Genomic DNA, 15,811 nt, shown 5'->3' with positions numbered 1-15,811 from the left:
TCCTGTGTCGAACAGAAAAATATGTTCGACGTGATTTCAACCCCGACGCCCACGATTTGGAGCTAGGCCTTCCGCTCCAGCGCATAGAGCGCCTCAGCCATCTCGTCGGCCTTGGCCGCGATCAGGGCCTGGGCGTCGTAGACGGCACGGTTGTAGACCGCGTGACCCAGCGTGTTGGCGAAGAAGTCCATCAACATCGACGCCTGCAGGTCGCCGATCTCCTGATCCAGCTCGTCGCGCACGAAGGCCTTGATGCGCGGGATCAAGTCGCGCTGCTCTTCCTTCGAGAAGACGATCGGCTTCATCAGGAAACCTCGGCCAGAGCTTCCTCCGCCGCCATCCAGGCGGCTTCGGCGGCTTCCAGGTCGGACTGCGACTTGGCCCGGGCGCGGGTCAGTCCTTCCAGAGCTTTCGGATTGGAGACGGCGGCGTTGGCCAGATCGTCGTCGATCCGGGAAATCTCGGCGGTCAGGGCGACGACGCGTTCCTCAGCCTTCTTGACCGCGTGGCGGAGGGTTGACGGCGAGGGGCCGGACTTCTGCTTCTGAGGTTTGGCGTTGGGAGCAGAGGCGACGGCCGCCTCTTCCTTCTTGATCTGGCTGGGCTTCACCGCAGCCTGTTTGGCGCGGTCGAGGACGAACCTCGCGTAGTCGTCCATGTCGCCGTCGAACGGTTTCACCGTGCCGTCGGCGGCCAGCCACAGGCGGTCAGCGACCATCTCCATCAGCGAACGGTCGTGGGTGATCAGGATGACGGCGCCGGTGTAGTCGTTCAGCGCGTCCAGCAAGGCCCGACGGCTGTCGATGTCCAGGTGGTTGGTCGGTTCGTCGAGGATCAGCACATGGGGGGCCTCCATTGCGACCATGTTCAGCAACAGGCGCGCACGCTCGCCGCCGGACAGGCTGTCGACCGTGGTCTCCTGCTTCTCGTAGTTCAGGCCGAACTGGGCCAGCTTCGAGCGGCGGGCGCTTTCGGGCGCGTCCGGCATCGCCCGGCGGATGATTTCCAGCGGCGTGTCGGTCGGATCCATGGCCTCGATCTGATGCTGGTGGAACCAGCCCACGCGCATCTTCTTGTCGCGGTGCAGTTCGCCGTCCGAGACGTTCAGGGCGCCCGCGATCATTTTGGCAAAGGTCGACTTGCCGGCGCCGTTGACGCCGAGCAGGCCGATGCGGTCGTCCAGGTCCATGCGCAGGTTCAGATTGCGCAGGATCGGCCGGCCGGTCTCGTAGCCGACGTTGGCGCGCTCCAGCCGGATCAGCGGCGGGGCCAGCGGGCGCGGCGGAGAGGGCAGGGTGAAGGGGGCGACGCGTTCCTCGATCGTGGTGGCGACGGGCTGCATCTTCTCCAGCCGCTTCATTCGCGATTGGGCTTGGGCGGCCTTGGAGGCCTTGGCCTTGAAACGGTCGACGAAGGACTGGAGGTGCGCGCGCTCGGCGTCCTGCTTGGCCTTGGCCGACAGCTGCAGGCGGGCCTTCTCGGCGCGGGCCTTTTCGAACTGGTCGTAGTTGCCGGTGTAGATCTCCAGCTTGCGGTTCGCGAGGTGCAGGATGTGGGTGCAGACCTCGTTGAGCATCTCGCGGTCGTGGGAGATGATCAGGGCCGTCGCCGGATACTTCTTCAGCCGCGCTTCGAGCCACAGGGCGCCTTCGAGATCGAGGTAGTTGGTCGGTTCGTCGAGCAGCAGCATGTCCGGCTGGGCGAACAGGGCGGCGGCCAGGGCCACGCGCATGCGCCAGCCGCCGGAGAACTCCGACATCGGCCGCTGCTGGTTCTCGTGGTCGAAGCCGAGGCCGGCGAGGATTTCGGCCGCGCGCGACGGGGCGCCGTCCGCGTCGATCTCGATCAGACGGGTCCAGATCTCGCCCATCTCCTCGGGCTCGGCGGTTTCGAGACGGCCCAGCAGGTCGTGGCGTTCGGTGTCGGCCTCAAGAATCGTCTCGACCACGCTCACCGGAGTAGCCGGGTGCTCCTGATCAACCGAGCCGATGCGGGCGGTCTTGGGCAGGGAGACCTCGTCGCCGTTGCCGGCCAGTTCACCCAGGATGATCTTGAACAGGGTCGACTTGCCGATGCCGTTGCGGCCGACCAGCCCGACCTTGGAGCCCGGCGGCAGGCTCACCGAGGCATCGTCCAGAAACTGGCGACCCCAGGCGTTGAACGTCAGGTTGGTGATCTGGAGCATGGCGAAGACAAACGTCCGTAGGGCGAAAATCCGCTCCTCAAGCAGCGAGCCGCCGCGCGGGGAGCGATAGGAGCCAACATCATGTTGGAAACCGGGGAGGCGGCGTCTATAAGCCCGCGACCTTCAAACTCCCAACAAGAAGTCTCCTCATGACCGACCGTACCTTCTCGATCATCAAGCCCGACGCCACGCGCCGCAACCTGACGGGCGCCATCAACGCCGTGATCGAGGGCGCCGGCCTGCGCATCGTGGCCCAGCGCCGCATCAAGCTGACCGAAGCCCAGGCGAAGAAATTCTATGAAGTCCACGCCGAGCGCCCGTTCTACGGCGAACTGGTCGGCCAGATGATCGCCGAGCCGGTCGTCGTCCAGGTTCTGGAAGCCGAAGGCGCCGTCGCCAAATACCGCGACGTCATGGGCGCGACGAACCCCAAGGACGCCGCCGACGGCTCCATCCGCAAGCTGTTCGCCCTGTCGATCGGCGAGAACTCGGTCCACGGTTCGGACTCGGAAGAGAACGCCGCGATCGAGATCGCCCAGTTCTTCACGGACGCCGACATCGTCGGCTGACGCTCAAGTCGCCAGGCTCCGCGAGCCGAGCATAGCGTAAGCTTAAAGAGGCCCGCGCCCGGAACCGGACGCGGGCCTTTCCGTTTGGTCTCCACGCTGTTCCCCCGAAGCGACCCCGGAGATTTGACTATGAAGACGATCCTCAAGATGGCCCCGCTGGTCGGCGCCATGGCTCTGCTGGCCGCCTGCGGCACCACGATGGAACAACGCGCCGCGACCGGCGCCATCGGCGGCGCCGTCGCCGGCCAGGTCATCGGCGGCAACACCGGTTCGACCGTCGCCGGCGCCGCGATCGGCGGCGTGGCCGGAGCCGCCACCACCCCGCGTCGCCCGCGCTAACGATCCCACTGAGTGGGCTCAAGCAGCGAGCGACCGCGTCGCGAGCGATAGCCCACAAAGACCGGGCTCAAGCAGCGAGCGACCGCGTCGCGAGCGATAGCCCACAAAGACCGGGCTCAAGCAGCGAGCGACCGCGTCGCGAGCGATAGCCCACAAAGACCGGGCTCAAGCAGCGAGCGACCGCGTCGCGAGCGATAGCCCACAAAGACCGGGCTCAAGCAGCGAGCGACCGCGTCGCGAGCGATAGCCCACAAAGACCGGGCTCAAGTAGCGAGCGACCGCGTCGCGAGCGATAGCCCACAAAGAAGAAAGGCCCCGGATCGCTCCGGGGCCTTTTTCGTACCTACCAGATCCGGGCCCGGGCTTCGGGGGCCAGATACTGCTCGTCGCCGGGCTCGACGCCGAAGGCCGTGTACCAGGCGTCGATGTTCCGGGGCGGGACGGCCGCGCGGTACATGCCGGGAGCGTGCGGGTCGGTCGTCACCTGCTGGCGCAGGGCCTCGTCGCGGGCGTTGGTGCGCCACACCTGGGCCCAGCCGAGGAAGACGCGCTGATCGCCGGTCAGGCCGTTCAGCACCGGCGCCGGCTGGCCGTTGAGCGACATATGATAGGCGTCCAGGGCCATCAGCAGACCGCCCAGATCAGCGATGTTCTCACCCATGGTCAGGTCGCCGTTGACGTGGGCGCCTTCCACCGGCGACAGGGCCGAATACTGGGCGCCCAGGACGGCGGCCCGCTCCTCGAACTTGGCGGCGTCCTCGGCGGTCCACCAGTCGCGCAGCACGCCGTCGCCGTCGGTCTTGCGGCCCTGGTCGTCGAAGCCGTGGGTGATCTCGTGGCCGATGACGGCGCCGATGCCGCCATAGTTGACCGCCGGATCGGCGCGCGGATCGAAGAAGGGCGCCTGCAGGATGGCGGCCGGGAAGACGATCTCGTTGCGCGGCGGGTTGTAGTAGGCGTTCACGGTCTGGGGCGTCATGCCCCATTCCAGCGGGTTCACCGGGCGATCCAGCTTGGAAAGGTTGAACTCCCACTCGAAGGCGGCCGAGCGTTCGACGTTGCCGTAGAGGTCGCCGGCCACGAGGTTGAGCCCGTCATAGGAGCGCCATTCGTCGGGATAGCCGATCTTCACGCCGAACCGGCTCATCTTGTAGAGCGCCTGTTCCTTGGTCGCCGGGCTCATCCAGTCGAGATTCTGGATGCGGATGGTCATCGCGGCGCGCAGGTTGGCAACCAGCTCTTCCATCTGGGCCTTGGACTCGGCCGGGAAGTGGCGGGCGACGTATTCGCGACCCAGGGATTCACCCAGCGAACCCTCGACCAGGGTGACGCCGCGCTTCCAGCGGGGCTGGATCTCCTGCTGACCGCTGAGGGTCTTGCCGAAGAACTCGAAGCGGGCCTGGACGAACGGGTCGGACAGATAGGGGGCGGCCTGGTTGATAACGTGGAAGGCTTCCCAGGACTGCAGGGTCGAGATCGGGGTCTCGGCGAAGACGCGGGCCATGCCGGGGAAGGCGGTGTTGTTGGCGGCGATCAGGGTGCGCTCCGTGCCGACGCCCGCTGCGGTCGCCCAGGCGGCCCAGTCGAAGCCCGGCGCGGCCGTGGTCAGTTCGGCGACGGTCATCGGGTTGTAGATCTTGTCGATCTGGCGGTTCTCAACCTGGGTCCAGTGTTCCCGGGCGATGGCGGTTTCGAACGCCAGGATGGCGTCGGCGGCGGCCGCCGGCTCGGGCCAGCCGGCAAGGGTCAGGGCTTGTTCGACATAGGTGCGATAGGCGGCCTTCTGGGTCGCGAACCTGTCTTCCAGATAATAGTCGCGGTCGGGCATGCCGAGGCCGCCCTGGACCACATAGGCTGAGGTACGGTCGGGGGTGCGCAGGTCCTCGAAGGCCTGAACGCCGAAGATGCTGGAGCCGAAGCCGTACTGGGTGCGGCCCATCAGGGTCGCCAGCTTCTCGCGGGTGTCGGCGGCGCGAACCTCGGCCAGATCGGCCTGCAGCGGCGAGGCGCCGAGGGCGTTGACGGCAGCTTCGTCGAGGAAGGCGGAGTACATCGAGCCGATGCGGGTCGCGTCGGCGCTGGCGCCCGGGTTGGCGGCGCTCTCGTCGATGATCTCGCGCAGATCGGCGTCCGAACGATCCCGCAGCACGGTGAACATGCCGTAGGAGGCCTTGTCGGCGGGGATCGGCGTATTGGCCAGCCAGTTGCCGCTGACGTAGCGGTTGAAGTCGTCGCCGGGCTTCACCGACGTATCCATGCCGTTCAGGTCGACGCCGAAGGCGCCGATCTCGGCCTGATCCTCGGACGGGATCTCGACCGGCAGGGGCGCGGTCTGGGCGAGGACGGGCGAGGCGATCAGGAGGGCGGCGCCGGCGGCGCAAGCCATGAGGCGAAGTCTGGACATGAGGTATCCCTGTGAATTTCCGGGACACTGACTCCGGCCCGGCCCGTTGTCGCGGGCAAAGCGCGATGATTACAAACTTCTAATCCGCGCCCGGCAGAAGTCGGCGAGCGCGCGGGGGTAGAGGGCGTGCTCGGCGCTGAGCACGCGCTGGGCCAGCGTCGCGGGGGTATCGCCGGCCACGACGGGCACGGCCTGCTGGTCGAGGATCGGGCCTTCGTCGACCCCCTCGGTCACCAGATGGACAGTGCAGCCCGCCTCGGCGTCTCCGGCGGCCAAGGCGCGGGCGTGGGTGTCGAGACCCGGATATTTCGGAAGCAGGCTGGGGTGGATGTTCAGCATCCGGCCCTCCCACGCGCCGACCAAGAAAGGCGTCAGCAGGCGCATGTAGCCGGCGAGGGCTATGACCTCGACCTTCGCGGCGTCGAGTTCCGTCTGGATCGTGGCCTCGTGGGCGGCGCGGTCCTTGCCGAAGGGTTTGTGGTCGACGGCGGCCGTGGCGACGCCCTTGGCCCGCGCGACGGCGAGACCGCCCGCTTCCGGGTCGTTGGACAGGACGAGCACGACTTCATACGGCGCATCGGCCATCTGGCCCGCGTCGATCAGGGCGGCCATGTTCGAGCCGGCGCCGGAGATCATCACGGCCACGCGCACGCGGCCTGTCGTCTCGCTCATCGAGCGGGAGCGGCCGCAGGCGCCGGGTCGCCGACCGAGACGAAGGCGCCGGCCGGGCCGGGATAGACGACCGGGCTTTCGAAGCCGTCGTCGGAAATGGCCGAGACGCCGAAGAAATAGTCGTCGATCGGAATGCCGGAGAGGACCAGCGACGTCGCCGTCCCGGCCGAGCGGTTGAAGGTCCACTGCGGCGCCGTGGTCGAGCGCCACCAGACGCGGTAGCTCGCCGCGCCGGGGACGGCGGACCAGCGCAGGGTCGTGTCGGGCTTGACCGCGCCTTCGATCGTCACGTCGGCCGGGACCATCGGAGCCGAGGCGAGCGCCGCCATCGTGGCGATGTTCAACCGCGCGACCTGGGCCAGATAGTCGAAGTCTACGCCCTCGATTGTGTCGCCGTATTCGACACCGTTCTCGGTGCGCAGGTCCTGGTGCTGGCGGTCGTAGTTCTCGGCGCCTTCGGAGATGCGGACGGCGGGGAAGCCTGCGCGCAGCATCTCGACCTGATCGCCGCCGCGACCGAACCGGTCGGTGCGATAGATCATGTCAACGTCGAAATTCGCCAGATAGCGGTCGGCGATGTTGTCGACGAAGCGGGCGAGGTTGCGCGACGAGGAGTCGATCTCGCCGCCGTTGTAGCGACGCCGCTCGGCCTGCAGCGCCGTCTCGACCGTCTTGGTGCCTTCGGAAAAGACGCGCACGCGGGTGGTGTCACGGACACCAGACTGGCCCTCGGAATTGCCGACGATGTCGTTGTTCAGATTGGCCTCGACGACCCAGCCCTGGGCCGTCGCATAGTCGGCCAGGATCTTGCCGCCCAGCAGACCCTGCTCCTCGCCGGACAGGACGGCATAGACCAGGGTGGCGTCGAACCGGTGCTTCGACAGGACCCTCGCGGCCTCCAGCACGGCGGCCACGCCCGAGGCGTCATCGTTGGCGCCCGGCGCGTCGGCGGTGAAGTTCATCACGTCGGTGACGCGGCTGTCGATGTGGCCGGAAATGACGATGACGCGGTTGGGGTCGCCGGTCCCGCGCTGGATGGCGAGGACGTCGACGACCTCGGTCGGCGTCGGCACGCGGGCGCCCGTGACCGTGTCGGCGGGAAGGGCGATCTCAAGGCAGTTTCCGCATTCGGAGCCGATGCGGCGGAACTCGCGCTCGGTCCAGCGACGGGCGGCGCCGATGCCGCGCGTTTCGGAGACGGTGTCGGACATCGTATGGCGCGTGCCGAACCCGACCAGGGCGGTGACGTCCGCGTGCATCCGGTCGGCCTCGACCTGGGACACGACGGTGTGCAGCAGTGGCTGCTCGACGGCGGCGGGCGTCTGGGCATGGGCCGCGGCGGGCAGGGCCAGCAGGGCGGCGAGGGCGATCAGACGCATGCGAAACTCCGGATTCGAGGCAACCTAACCACATCCCTCCGCCACCGGGAGAGGGAAGTTAGACCAGTTGCCCGCAGACGAAGGCCGCTTCGCCCGCTTCCAGCAACCCGGCCAGAACGTCCTCGGCATGGTCCGGCGCGACGATCAGGATGAAGCCCACGCCACAGTTGAACGTCCGACGCATCTCGTGGTCAGAGATGCCGCCGGTCTCGGCGAGCCACTGGAACACCGGCGGAACCGGCCAGGCGTCCCAGTCGAACTCGGCCGACAGGCCCTCGGCGATGCAGCGGGGCGGGTTCTCGATCAGGCCGCCGCCGGTGATGTGGGCCGCGCCCTTGATCAGGCCCGCCTTCATCAGCGGCAGCACCGACTTCACATAGATACGGGTCGGCTCCATCAGCGCTTGGGCCAGCGACCGGTCCTTCGCGAACGGCGCGTCGTCCGACCAGGCCAGGCCCGACCGCTCCACCACCTTGCGGATCAGGGAATAGCCGTTGGAGTGCGGACCGGACGAGGCCAGACCGATGATCAGGTCGCCTGTGTTCTGCAGATCCAGACGGGGCAGGGCGTGCCCGCGCTCGACGGCGCCCAAGGAGAAGCCGGCCAGATCGTAGTCGCCGCCCGAATACATGCCCGGCATCTCGGCCGTCTCGCCGCCGACCAAGGCCGCACCGGCCTGACGGCAGCCCTCGGCGATGCCGGAGACCACGCGCCGCGCCGCATCGATCTCCAGCTTGCCGGTCGCATAATAGTCGAGGAACAGCAGGGGCTCGGCGCCTTGGGCCAGCAGGTCGTTGACACACATGGCGACCAGATCGACGCCGACGCCGTCGTGACGACCCGTCTCGATGGCGATCTTCAGCTTGGTGCCGACGCCGTCGGTGGTCGAGACGATCAGAGGATCCACGAACCCGGCCGCCTTCAGATCGAACAGGGCCCCGAACCCGCCCAGCGACGGATCCGATCCCGGCCGCGCCGTTGACTTCGCCAAGGGCTTGATGTGCTCGACCAGCATGTCGCCGGCGTCGATGTCCACGCCCGCGTCGGCATAGGTCAGGCCGTTCGGCAACGTGTCATCGGGCTTGGTCATGGGGGGGGGCGGACCTGAATCGGGGATTTGTAGCGCGGCTCTTGCCACGGAGCGGGGGCGCGAGGCCATAGGCGGGGCCGCCGTCGCCGGCGAAAGATTCAGTTGAGAAACTGAGAGACCCGTGTAATCAAAGACTTCAGTGACCAGTAGCGCCGATGTTTCGGAAGCTCCTAGCGTCAGTTCGGGGGAGTTTTTTCGATGCACCGCTTTTCGCTCGTGGCGGGCGTGTTCGCCGCTGCCGCCCTGGCGCTCGCCGCCGTTCCGGCCGCCGCCCAGAATCTGGTCAGCAACCCGAGCTTCGAGTCGCCGGTCCTCACCCCCGGGAATGTCACGCAGGACACCATTCCCGGCGGCTGGACTGGCCAGGCCAGCGGCGGCTTCGGCTATGGCGTTTCCTACGAAGCCGGGATCCTGCTGACGCCAAACGGCACACAGTGGGCGTTCACCAACAACCAGGGCGCCACCGGGTCGATCGCCCAGCAGACCGCCAAGACCGTCGTGGCGGGCGCGACCTATACCTTGACCGCCGAAGTCGGTCTCCGCACGGACACCACGGCAGCCACCGGCACGTCGATCCAGCTCTGGTCCGGCGGCACGGTCGCCAACGGCGTCGTGACGGGCGGCACGATGGTGGCCTCACAGCCGATCGTTCAGTCCAGCGGCGCCTTCGTCTCCGGCACCGCGTCGTGGGTCGGTACGGCTCCCCAGGCCGGCCAGCTTTTGACCGTTCGCCTGCTGACAACGGGCGCGTCCGGTCAGACCGGCTGGGACAATGTCAGCCTGACCGAAGCCCTGCCGCCTGTGCCGCCGGTGCCGACGCTGTCGGAATGGGCCATGATTCTGGTCGGCTTGATGCTCGCCGGAACCGCGGTCTTGCTGGTTCAACGACGGAAACTGGAAGCCTGAAGGCCTTCAGGCGGCTGAATCCGCGCGGAAATGCGTCGGACGCTCTTGTCACAGGGGGCGTCGGCGGGGCTATAGCTTTCCAATGACGCCGATCACCACCAATGACGCGCTGGTTCAATTCTGCGCGGCCGTCGCCCAAGCGCCTTTCATCGCCGTGGACACCGAGTTCATGCGCGAGACGACCTACTGGCCCAAGCTGTGCCTGATCCAGGCGGCCACGCCTGAGCACGAGGCGATCATCGATCCCCAGGCCGAAGGTTTGGACTTGGAACCGTTCCTGGACATCCTGCGCGATCCGAAGATCGTGAAGGTCTTCCACGCCGCGCGTCAGGACACGGAAATCTTCGTCAAACTGGGCGCCATGCCCAAGCCCATGTTCGACACCCAGGTCGCCGCCATGGCCGCCGGGTTCGGCGATCAGGTCGCCTATGACGGTCTGGTCCGCCAGATGCTGCGCATCGACCTCGACAAGGGCAGTCGCTTCACCGACTGGTCGCGCCGTCCGCTGTCCGACGCCCAGCTGACCTATGCCATCGGCGACGTCACCCATCTCGCGGCCCTCTATCCGAAGCTGCGCGACCGACTGGCCAAGGAAGGCCGTCTGGACTGGGTGACGCAGGAGATGGAGGATCTGGTCGATCCGGCCCTCTACGACACCGATCCGGAGAAGGCCTGGAAACGGCTCAAGCCCAAGAAGTACAACGCCCGCTACCTCGCCGCCTTCAAGGCGACGGCGGTCTGGCGCGAGAAGGCGGCCCAGGACCGCGACCAGCCGCGCGGTCGCATCCTCAAGGACGAGGCGATCGACGAGATCGCGACCCAGACGCCGCTGGACGTCGAGGCCTTCAACCGCCTGCGCTCGGTGCCCAAGGGCTTCGGCGGGTCGCGCCTCGGCCTCGAACTGACAGAGGAACTGAAGCGGGTCATGGCCGACCCCGAGGCCCATGCGCCCAAGCTGGACCGGCCGGCCCACAACCAGCCGGCTCCGCCGTCGGTGGTCGAACTGCTCAAGGTGCTGCTGAAGGCCAAGAGCGACAACGCCGGCGTGGCCTCCAAGCTGATCGCCAATGTCGCCGACCTCGAACGCATCGCCATCGACGACAACGCTCCGGTCGATGCCCTGACCGGCTGGCGGCGTCAGCTGTTCGGCGAGGACGCCCTGAAGCTCAAGCGCGGCGAGATCGCTCTGGTCCTAAACGGCGCCCGCGTCGAGGTCGTCGAAATCGAGTAGCCGTTACGGCTGGGCCGCCGGCTGCCACAGCTCGATCGGATTGCCCTCGGGATCGTGGATCCGGGCGAACTGGCCGACTTCCGGCATGGTGTCCCACTCCGGCTTGGTGATCACCTCGATCCCGGCGGCGGTCAGGCTGGCCTTCAGCCCGTCCAGATCGTCGACCCGCAGGTTCATCATCCACTGCTTGTCGGCCGCGAAATAGTCGGTGTCCGCCTTGAACGGCGAAAAGACGGTGGGCCCGGCCTGCTGGTCCCAGACGTATACACCCTCCGGTGCCCCGACGCCGAGATGTTCGAGATACCAGGCCGCGAGGGCCTTCGGGTCCTTTGAGCGGAAAAAGAATCCGCCGATGCCGGTGACCGCCATGATCGCCTCCTGTTCGGACGCACGATGGGCCGGACCGCGTCAGATTTCCAGCTTCAGTCCCATGGCTTCGGCCAGCGCCTTGGCGCGACGGCGCGTCTGTTCACCCAGCAGAACGTCGGCATAGCCCGGCGACGCCGTCAGCTTCAGCACGCCGCCCTTCACCGTGACTGCGGCGTTGGCCAGCAACTGGGGCGAGCGCCCCGACAGATCGCAGCCCAGCCGCATGGCCAGCCCCAGAGCCCGGGCGCCGGCGCGGGCGTCGTCGCTGAGAAGCCGGTCGACGACGGCGGGCGCGGGAGTCGAGGCTCCGCCGCCGTAGCGGCCGTTGAGGGCGCAGGCCAGCCACACCCTCTCGGGATGGGTCTGGCCCGGGATCGGCGCACGCAGGACCTGATCGAACACCAGCTCCAGCCGGTGATCGGGATGCAGCCGTGCGCCCAGATCGGCCAGGCGGCAGGCCGCGGCGGCCAGTACGGCGTCGCGCTCGCGGCCGAACGCCTCGGGCAGGGCGGCGATGACATCCCCGAGCCACGCATTCAGCGCGGCCGGCATGGCCGGCGATATCCCCTGCCGTGCGCCCAGGGCCGCCGCTCCGGCGATCAGGGGGTCGGCCGGGGCCTCGTCCTGATCCAGCGTCTCGTACAGCAGCCCCTCGCGCAGCCCCCAGGCCGAGAAGGTGATCGTCTTCAGACCCAGGGTGTCGATCAGGCCCTCCAGCACCAGGGCGGCGTAGGGCAGGGTCTCGGCGCGGCGTTTGGAAACGCCGGGCAGGCGGTCCAGCGACGTCCTCGACTGCTGCGCCACCAGCCGGGACACGGCCCGCGCGTCGTCGGCGCTCATCGCGTACTGGTGGACGATGTGCAGCGGATAGTCGTTCATCGCCATGTGCAACTGGGCCAGCGACCGCCAGCCGCCGCCGACCGCATGCAGTTCGTTCGCCGGGAACCGCTTCGCCGCCGGCTTCAGCCGGTTCGCGATCGTGGCCCGCAGCCGCCCGGCGTCGAACCCCTTCGGATCGGCCAGGCTGAACGGCCCGAGCGGCAGGGTGATGCCTGATGACGCCGTCCCGCCGCCGACCTTGATCAGCTCCAGGCTCGACCCGCCCATGTCGGCGGCGACCCCGGTCGAGCGCGGCTCTCCGGCCAGCACGCCGAGGGCGGCGTATTTCGCTTCTTCTTCCCCGGTCAGCACCCGCACCCGCAGGCCGGTGGTGGCGGCGACCCGGTCGCAGAAGTCCGGCCCGTCCTCGGCCTCGCGCACCGCGGCCGTGGCGGCGACGAAGGTGTAGGCGGGACGCACCCCCTCCAGCACCGCCGCGAACCGGCGCAGCGTCGTCATCGCCATCTCGACGCCCTGCGGCGACAGCCTGCCGGTCTCCGGCAGGTCGCGGCCGAGGCCGGCCAAGACCTTCTCGTTGAACACCGTCCAGATCGCCCGGCCTTCCAGCCGGTACAGCACCATGCGGACGGAGTTCGAGCCGATGTCGATGACCGCCGCCTCGCGCGGTGTCGCGTAGAGTTCGTTCACTTACCGGGCCGATCGTAGCGCAGCGCTTCCGGCCGGGTCTTCACCTTGCGGCCCCGGCCCGACAGGCTGGGGTTGGTCATGAAATATTTGTGGGCCGAGAAGGGCCGCGCGGGGTCGGCGGGCGTGACCCGCGTGTAGCCGCCGTCGGCGCCTAGCACCCAGCTCTGGGCGTCGTCCTTCAGGTTGGCCACCATGATCTGGTCCAGCACCTGATCGTGGACGGTGACGTTGGTGATCGGCGTCATGATCTCGACCCGACGATCGAGGTTGCGGGTCATCCAGTCGGCGGAACTGATGAAGACCTTGGCCCTGTCGTGCGGCAGGTCGCGCCCATTGGCGAAACAGATGATCCGGCTGTGCTCGAGGAAGCGGCCGACGATCGATTTGACCCTGATGTTCTCCGACAGGCCCGGCACGCCCGGACGCAGGCAGCAGATGCCGCGCACCACCAGCTCGATCCGCACGCCCCACTGGCTGGCCCGGTACAGGGCGTCGATGATCTCGGGATCGACGAGGGCGTTCAGTTTGACCCAGATCGCCGCCGGCTTGCCCTTGGCGGCGGCCGACATCTCCTTGCCGATCAGCTCGATCAGCGTCGACTTCATGTTCAGGGGCGAGACGACCAGCGCCTCCAGATCCTCGGGCTGGGCATAGCCGGTGATGTAGTTGAACACCCGCGACGCATCGCGGGCGAGCACAGGATCGGAGGAGAACAGGCTCAGGTCGGTGTAAACCTTGGCCGTGATCGGGTGATAGTTGCCGGTGCCGAAATGGCAGTAGGTCTTCAAGCCGTCGCCCTCGCGCCGCACGACGACGCTGAGCTTGGCATGGGTCTTGTACTCGACGAAGCCGAAGACCACGTGCACCCCCGCCCGCTCCATGGCGCGGGCCCAGCGCAGGTTGGCCTCCTCGTCGAACCGGGCCTTGATCTCGACCAGGGCGACGACGTTCTTGCCGTTCTCGGCCGCCTCGATCAGGGCCGCGACGATCGGGCTGTCTTTGGAGGTGCGATAGAGGGTCTGCTTGATGGCGATGACGTTGGGGTCGCGCGCCGCCTGACGCAGGAACTGCACCACCACGTCGAAGCTCTCGAACGGGTGGTGGATCAGAATGTCCTTCTCGCGCACGGAGGCAAAGACATCTCCGCCTTGGTCGCGCACCCGCTCCGGATAGCGCGGCTCGTAGCCCGGGAACTTCAGGTCGGGGTGGCCCGACGGGATCAGCTCGGACATCTGGGCCAGACCCAGCATGCCGTCGACGAGCACGACGTCCTGGGGCGCCGCTTCCAGCTCGCCGATGATGAAGTCGCGCAGGTCGGCGGGCATGGCCGCCTCGATCTTGACCCGAACGACGGAGCCCAGACGGCGCTGCTTCAGCGCCTCCTCGAACTCCAGCACCAGATCCTCGGCTTCTTCCTCGATCTCGATGTCCGAGTCGCGGATCAGCCGCAGCACGCCCTTTTCCAGAACCTCATGGCCCGGAAACAGGTGCTCGATGAAGAGCAGCAGCATGGTCTCCAGCGTGACGAAACGCCGGCGGCCTTTGACCGACCGGCCGTCACCCGGCAGCTCCCAGAACCGCCGCACCTGGGTCGGCACGGGAACGAGGGCGTAGAGGGTCTTGTTGTCCCGCTCGCGTCTCAGCTTCAGGGCCAGAGAGAAGCCCAGGTTCGGCAGGAAGGGAAACGGATGGGCCGGGTCGATGGCCAAGGGCGTCAGAACGGCGAATAGCTGGCTCAGGAATTCCGGTTCCAGCCTGTCCTTGTCGGTTTTCGTGATCTTCGTCGACTTTACGACCTCGATACCGGCCGTGGTCAGCTCGTTCCGCAACTGACGCCAGCGCTTCTGCTGTTCGGCCATCAACTCGCCGGCGGCGAGGTTGACCTTTTCCAGCTGCTCGGCGGCCGTCAGACCGTCGGCGGACAGCACCCGCACCCGCTCGCGCACCTGACCCTTCAGCCCCGCCACCCGGGTCATGAAGAACTCGTCGAGGTTATTCGCCGAGATCGACAGGAATCTCAGCCGCTCCAGCAACGGGTGGCTGGGGTTGGCGGCTTCTTCCAGCACCCGGGCGTTGAAGGCCAGCCAGCTGATCTCGCGGTTGAAGAACCGCCTGGGCGAGGCCATCAGGTCCTCATCCAGGTGCAACTGGGGCGCACGGGAGGAGGGGACTTCCTCGCCCCGGGTGGCGTCGGCGATGGCGGCGTCGGACATGGGCCGGTTGTGGGGCGCGATTGTTACGGCTGCAACCCTGCTCCGTCGGGTTCTTCGAACAGATCGTTGCTGGCCCCCAGAACCTGGCGCGCCAGCGCTCGTGTGACCGGCCGATGTTCCGCGTCCAGCCGCTCCACTACGTCCGCCACAGCCTCCGCCGACCTGTCGATCCGCATCACCAGATAGTCGATCACCCCGTCGCCCGGAGTGATGCTCCGCTCGGCGAACCGGGCGGAGAGGATAGCTGACAGGACCGTGTCTTCAGGGGCCTCCATCGCCACGACCCGTACGGCGTCGAGGCGTGAGCGCAGGTCCGGCACCTCGACCTGCCAGCGCCGCGGAGACGGCCGCGACACCATCAGCAGCGCGCCGCCGTCCTGCTGGGCCAGGTTGATCAGGTGGAACAGGGTTTCGTCGTCGGCGTCCTGGGCGATGTCGAGCAGGACCGGGCGGCCCTCGAGCTCGATGGGGTCGGCCAGAGCGGCCTCGGCTCCGTTCAGGGGGATGGCCCCGACCCGTTCCGCCCAGATCGCCGCCAGATGGCTCTTGCCGCACCCGGCGGGTCCGCAGATGGCCATCACCTGGCCCGCGCTGTCCGGCCAGGCGGCGAGGGCGTCGAAGGCATAGGCATTGGAGGTCGAGCGCACGAAGGCCGTCGCGCCCTGCGGCGCCTCCCGGGTCAGGGGCAGCCTGAGCTGTTCGCGAGGGGGGCGACGTGCCGACATGGGTTGACCATAGCAGAACGGCCCGATTGTCCTGATACGGGATCATGCTGCGACGTGGACAGACGATCCGGCCCTGTGGACCGCTGCGACCGCGTCTGACGTCCAACATAAAAAGTCAGTCGACGCTCTGGAAGGCGCCTGTTCCCGGAGGGCGGGCATGGAGGCCTCTCGTCCGCGCCTTGGCGGTCTGCGGGTATAGACT

General features: G+C 67.7%; 14 protein-coding genes. 4 read left to right on the top strand and 10 right to left on the bottom strand.

Annotated elements, in window-relative coordinates:
- Positions 1 to 62 precede the first annotated feature (62 nt).
- Both ACQY68_RS10850 and abc-f read right to left on the bottom strand, forming a co-directional pair.
- Complete coding sequence (locus ACQY68_RS10850; protein ID WP_428149443.1) at positions 63 to 305, bottom strand: DUF2164 domain-containing protein; 243 nt, start codon at positions 303 to 305, stop codon at positions 63 to 65.
- Positions 305 to 2,185 (bottom strand): ribosomal protection-like ABC-F family protein, encoded by a 1,881-nt coding sequence (gene abc-f, locus ACQY68_RS10845; RefSeq protein WP_428149442.1) that lies wholly within the window; start codon positions 2,183 to 2,185, stop codon positions 305 to 307. Before abc-f ends, ACQY68_RS10850 begins: the two co-directional genes overlap by 1 nt.
- 149 nt (positions 2,186 to 2,334) lie before the next feature.
- Between abc-f and ndk the strand changes: the two genes are divergently transcribed.
- On the top strand, positions 2,335 to 2,754 hold the full coding sequence (gene ndk, locus ACQY68_RS10840; protein WP_428149441.1) for a nucleoside-diphosphate kinase: 420 nt from the start codon (positions 2,335 to 2,337) through the stop codon (positions 2,752 to 2,754).
- 129 nt (positions 2,755 to 2,883) lie between these two features.
- Complete coding sequence (locus ACQY68_RS10835; protein WP_428149440.1) at positions 2,884 to 3,093, top strand: hypothetical protein; 210 nt, start codon at positions 2,884 to 2,886, stop codon at positions 3,091 to 3,093.
- A gap of 343 nt (positions 3,094 to 3,436) precedes the next feature.
- Here ACQY68_RS10835 and ACQY68_RS10830 read toward each other — a convergent pair whose 3' ends face one another.
- The 4 genes from ACQY68_RS10830 to purM all read right to left on the bottom strand — a co-directional run bounded on the left by ACQY68_RS10830 (position 3,437) and on the right by purM (position 8,638).
- Positions 3,437 to 5,497 carry a M13 family metallopeptidase gene (locus ACQY68_RS10830; RefSeq protein WP_428149439.1) on the bottom strand — a complete coding sequence of 687 codons (2,061 nt, stop codon included), beginning with the start codon at positions 5,495 to 5,497 and terminating at the stop codon, positions 3,437 to 3,439.
- Positions 5,498 to 5,566: 69 nt separating this feature from the next.
- Positions 5,567 to 6,169 (bottom strand): phosphoribosylglycinamide formyltransferase, encoded by a 603-nt coding sequence (purN, locus tag ACQY68_RS10825; RefSeq protein ID WP_428149438.1) that lies wholly within the window; start codon positions 6,167 to 6,169, stop codon positions 5,567 to 5,569.
- Complete coding sequence (locus ACQY68_RS10820; RefSeq protein WP_428149436.1) at positions 6,166 to 7,548, bottom strand: M28 family peptidase; 1,383 nt, start codon at positions 7,546 to 7,548, stop codon at positions 6,166 to 6,168. The genes purN and ACQY68_RS10820 overlap by 4 nt, the downstream gene beginning before the upstream one ends.
- Positions 7,549 to 7,606: 58 nt before the next feature.
- The gene (purM, locus tag ACQY68_RS10815; protein WP_428149435.1) at positions 7,607 to 8,638 is read right to left on the bottom strand and encodes a phosphoribosylformylglycinamidine cyclo-ligase; all 1,032 of its coding nucleotides are present in this window, start codon (positions 8,636 to 8,638) and stop codon (positions 7,607 to 7,609) included.
- A gap of 198 nt (positions 8,639 to 8,836) precedes the next feature.
- Here purM and ACQY68_RS10810 point away from each other — a divergent pair, with 198 nt between their 5' ends.
- Positions 8,837 to 9,544, top strand: coding sequence for an IPTL-CTERM sorting domain-containing protein (locus tag ACQY68_RS10810; RefSeq protein ID WP_428149433.1), 708 nt, complete (start codon positions 8,837 to 8,839; stop codon positions 9,542 to 9,544).
- 82 nt (positions 9,545 to 9,626) lie between these two features.
- Entirely contained in the window at positions 9,627 to 10,775 is a 1,149-nt protein-coding gene (gene rnd, locus ACQY68_RS10805) for a ribonuclease D (RefSeq protein ID WP_428149431.1), read from the top strand.
- Between the two features lie 3 nt (positions 10,776 to 10,778).
- Here the strand turns inward: rnd and ACQY68_RS10800 are convergent, their stop codons facing one another.
- From ACQY68_RS10800 to ACQY68_RS10785, 4 genes are all read right to left on the bottom strand, one after another.
- Complete coding sequence (locus tag ACQY68_RS10800) at positions 10,779 to 11,144, bottom strand: VOC family protein (RefSeq protein WP_428149429.1); 366 nt, start codon at positions 11,142 to 11,144, stop codon at positions 10,779 to 10,781.
- A gap of 39 nt (positions 11,145 to 11,183) precedes the next feature.
- Positions 11,184 to 12,605 carry a Ppx/GppA family phosphatase gene (locus ACQY68_RS10795; RefSeq protein ID WP_428152644.1) on the bottom strand — a complete coding sequence of 474 codons (1,422 nt, stop codon included), beginning with the start codon at positions 12,603 to 12,605 and terminating at the stop codon, positions 11,184 to 11,186.
- Between the two features lie 62 nt (positions 12,606 to 12,667).
- Positions 12,668 to 14,884, bottom strand: coding sequence for an RNA degradosome polyphosphate kinase (locus tag ACQY68_RS10790; RefSeq protein WP_428149428.1), 2,217 nt, complete (start codon positions 14,882 to 14,884; stop codon positions 12,668 to 12,670).
- A 23-nt stretch (positions 14,885 to 14,907) separates the two neighbouring features.
- Entirely contained in the window at positions 14,908 to 15,609 is a 702-nt protein-coding gene (locus ACQY68_RS10785) for a chromosomal replication initiator DnaA (RefSeq protein ID WP_428149427.1), read from the bottom strand.
- Positions 15,610 to 15,811: the final 202 nt, after the last annotated feature.

Source organism: Brevundimonas sp. (genome assembly GCF_965278935.1).
Taxonomy (GTDB): Bacteria; Pseudomonadota; Alphaproteobacteria; order Caulobacterales; family Caulobacteraceae; genus Brevundimonas.
Note: the sequence above shows the minus strand (reverse complement) of the source record. Positions and strands in the feature narration are given on the sequence as shown.

Coding starts and splice junctions, on each gene's coding strand:
- ACQY68_RS10810 (WP_428149433.1), top strand. CDS start 8,837: ATGCACCGCTTTTCGCTCGTGGCGGGCGTGTTCGCCGCTGCCGCCCTG.
- ACQY68_RS10830 (WP_428149439.1), bottom strand. CDS start 5,497: ATGTCCAGACTTCGCCTCATGGCTTGCGCCGCCGGCGCCGCCCTCCTG.
- purM (WP_428149435.1), bottom strand. CDS start 8,638: ATGACCAAGCCCGATGACACGTTGCCGAACGGCCTGACCTATGCCGAC.
- ndk (WP_428149441.1), top strand. CDS start 2,335: ATGACCGACCGTACCTTCTCGATCATCAAGCCCGACGCCACGCGCCGC.
- purN (WP_428149438.1), bottom strand. CDS start 6,169: ATGAGCGAGACGACAGGCCGCGTGCGCGTGGCCGTGATGATCTCCGGC.
- ACQY68_RS10785 (WP_428149427.1), bottom strand. CDS start 15,609: ATGTCGGCACGTCGCCCCCCTCGCGAACAGCTCAGGCTGCCCCTGACC.
- ACQY68_RS10850 (WP_428149443.1), bottom strand. CDS start 305: ATGAAGCCGATCGTCTTCTCGAAGGAAGAGCAGCGCGACTTGATCCCG.
- ACQY68_RS10790 (WP_428149428.1), bottom strand. CDS start 14,884: ATGTCCGACGCCGCCATCGCCGACGCCACCCGGGGCGAGGAAGTCCCC.
- ACQY68_RS10835 (WP_428149440.1), top strand. CDS start 2,884: ATGAAGACGATCCTCAAGATGGCCCCGCTGGTCGGCGCCATGGCTCTG.
- rnd (WP_428149431.1), top strand. CDS start 9,627: ATGACGCCGATCACCACCAATGACGCGCTGGTTCAATTCTGCGCGGCC.
- ACQY68_RS10800 (WP_428149429.1), bottom strand. CDS start 11,144: ATGGCGGTCACCGGCATCGGCGGATTCTTTTTCCGCTCAAAGGACCCG.
- ACQY68_RS10820 (WP_428149436.1), bottom strand. CDS start 7,548: ATGCGTCTGATCGCCCTCGCCGCCCTGCTGGCCCTGCCCGCCGCGGCC.
- ACQY68_RS10795 (WP_428152644.1), bottom strand. CDS start 12,605: ATGGTGCTGTACCGGCTGGAAGGCCGGGCGATCTGGACGGTGTTCAAC.
- abc-f (WP_428149442.1), bottom strand. CDS start 2,185: ATGCTCCAGATCACCAACCTGACGTTCAACGCCTGGGGTCGCCAGTTT.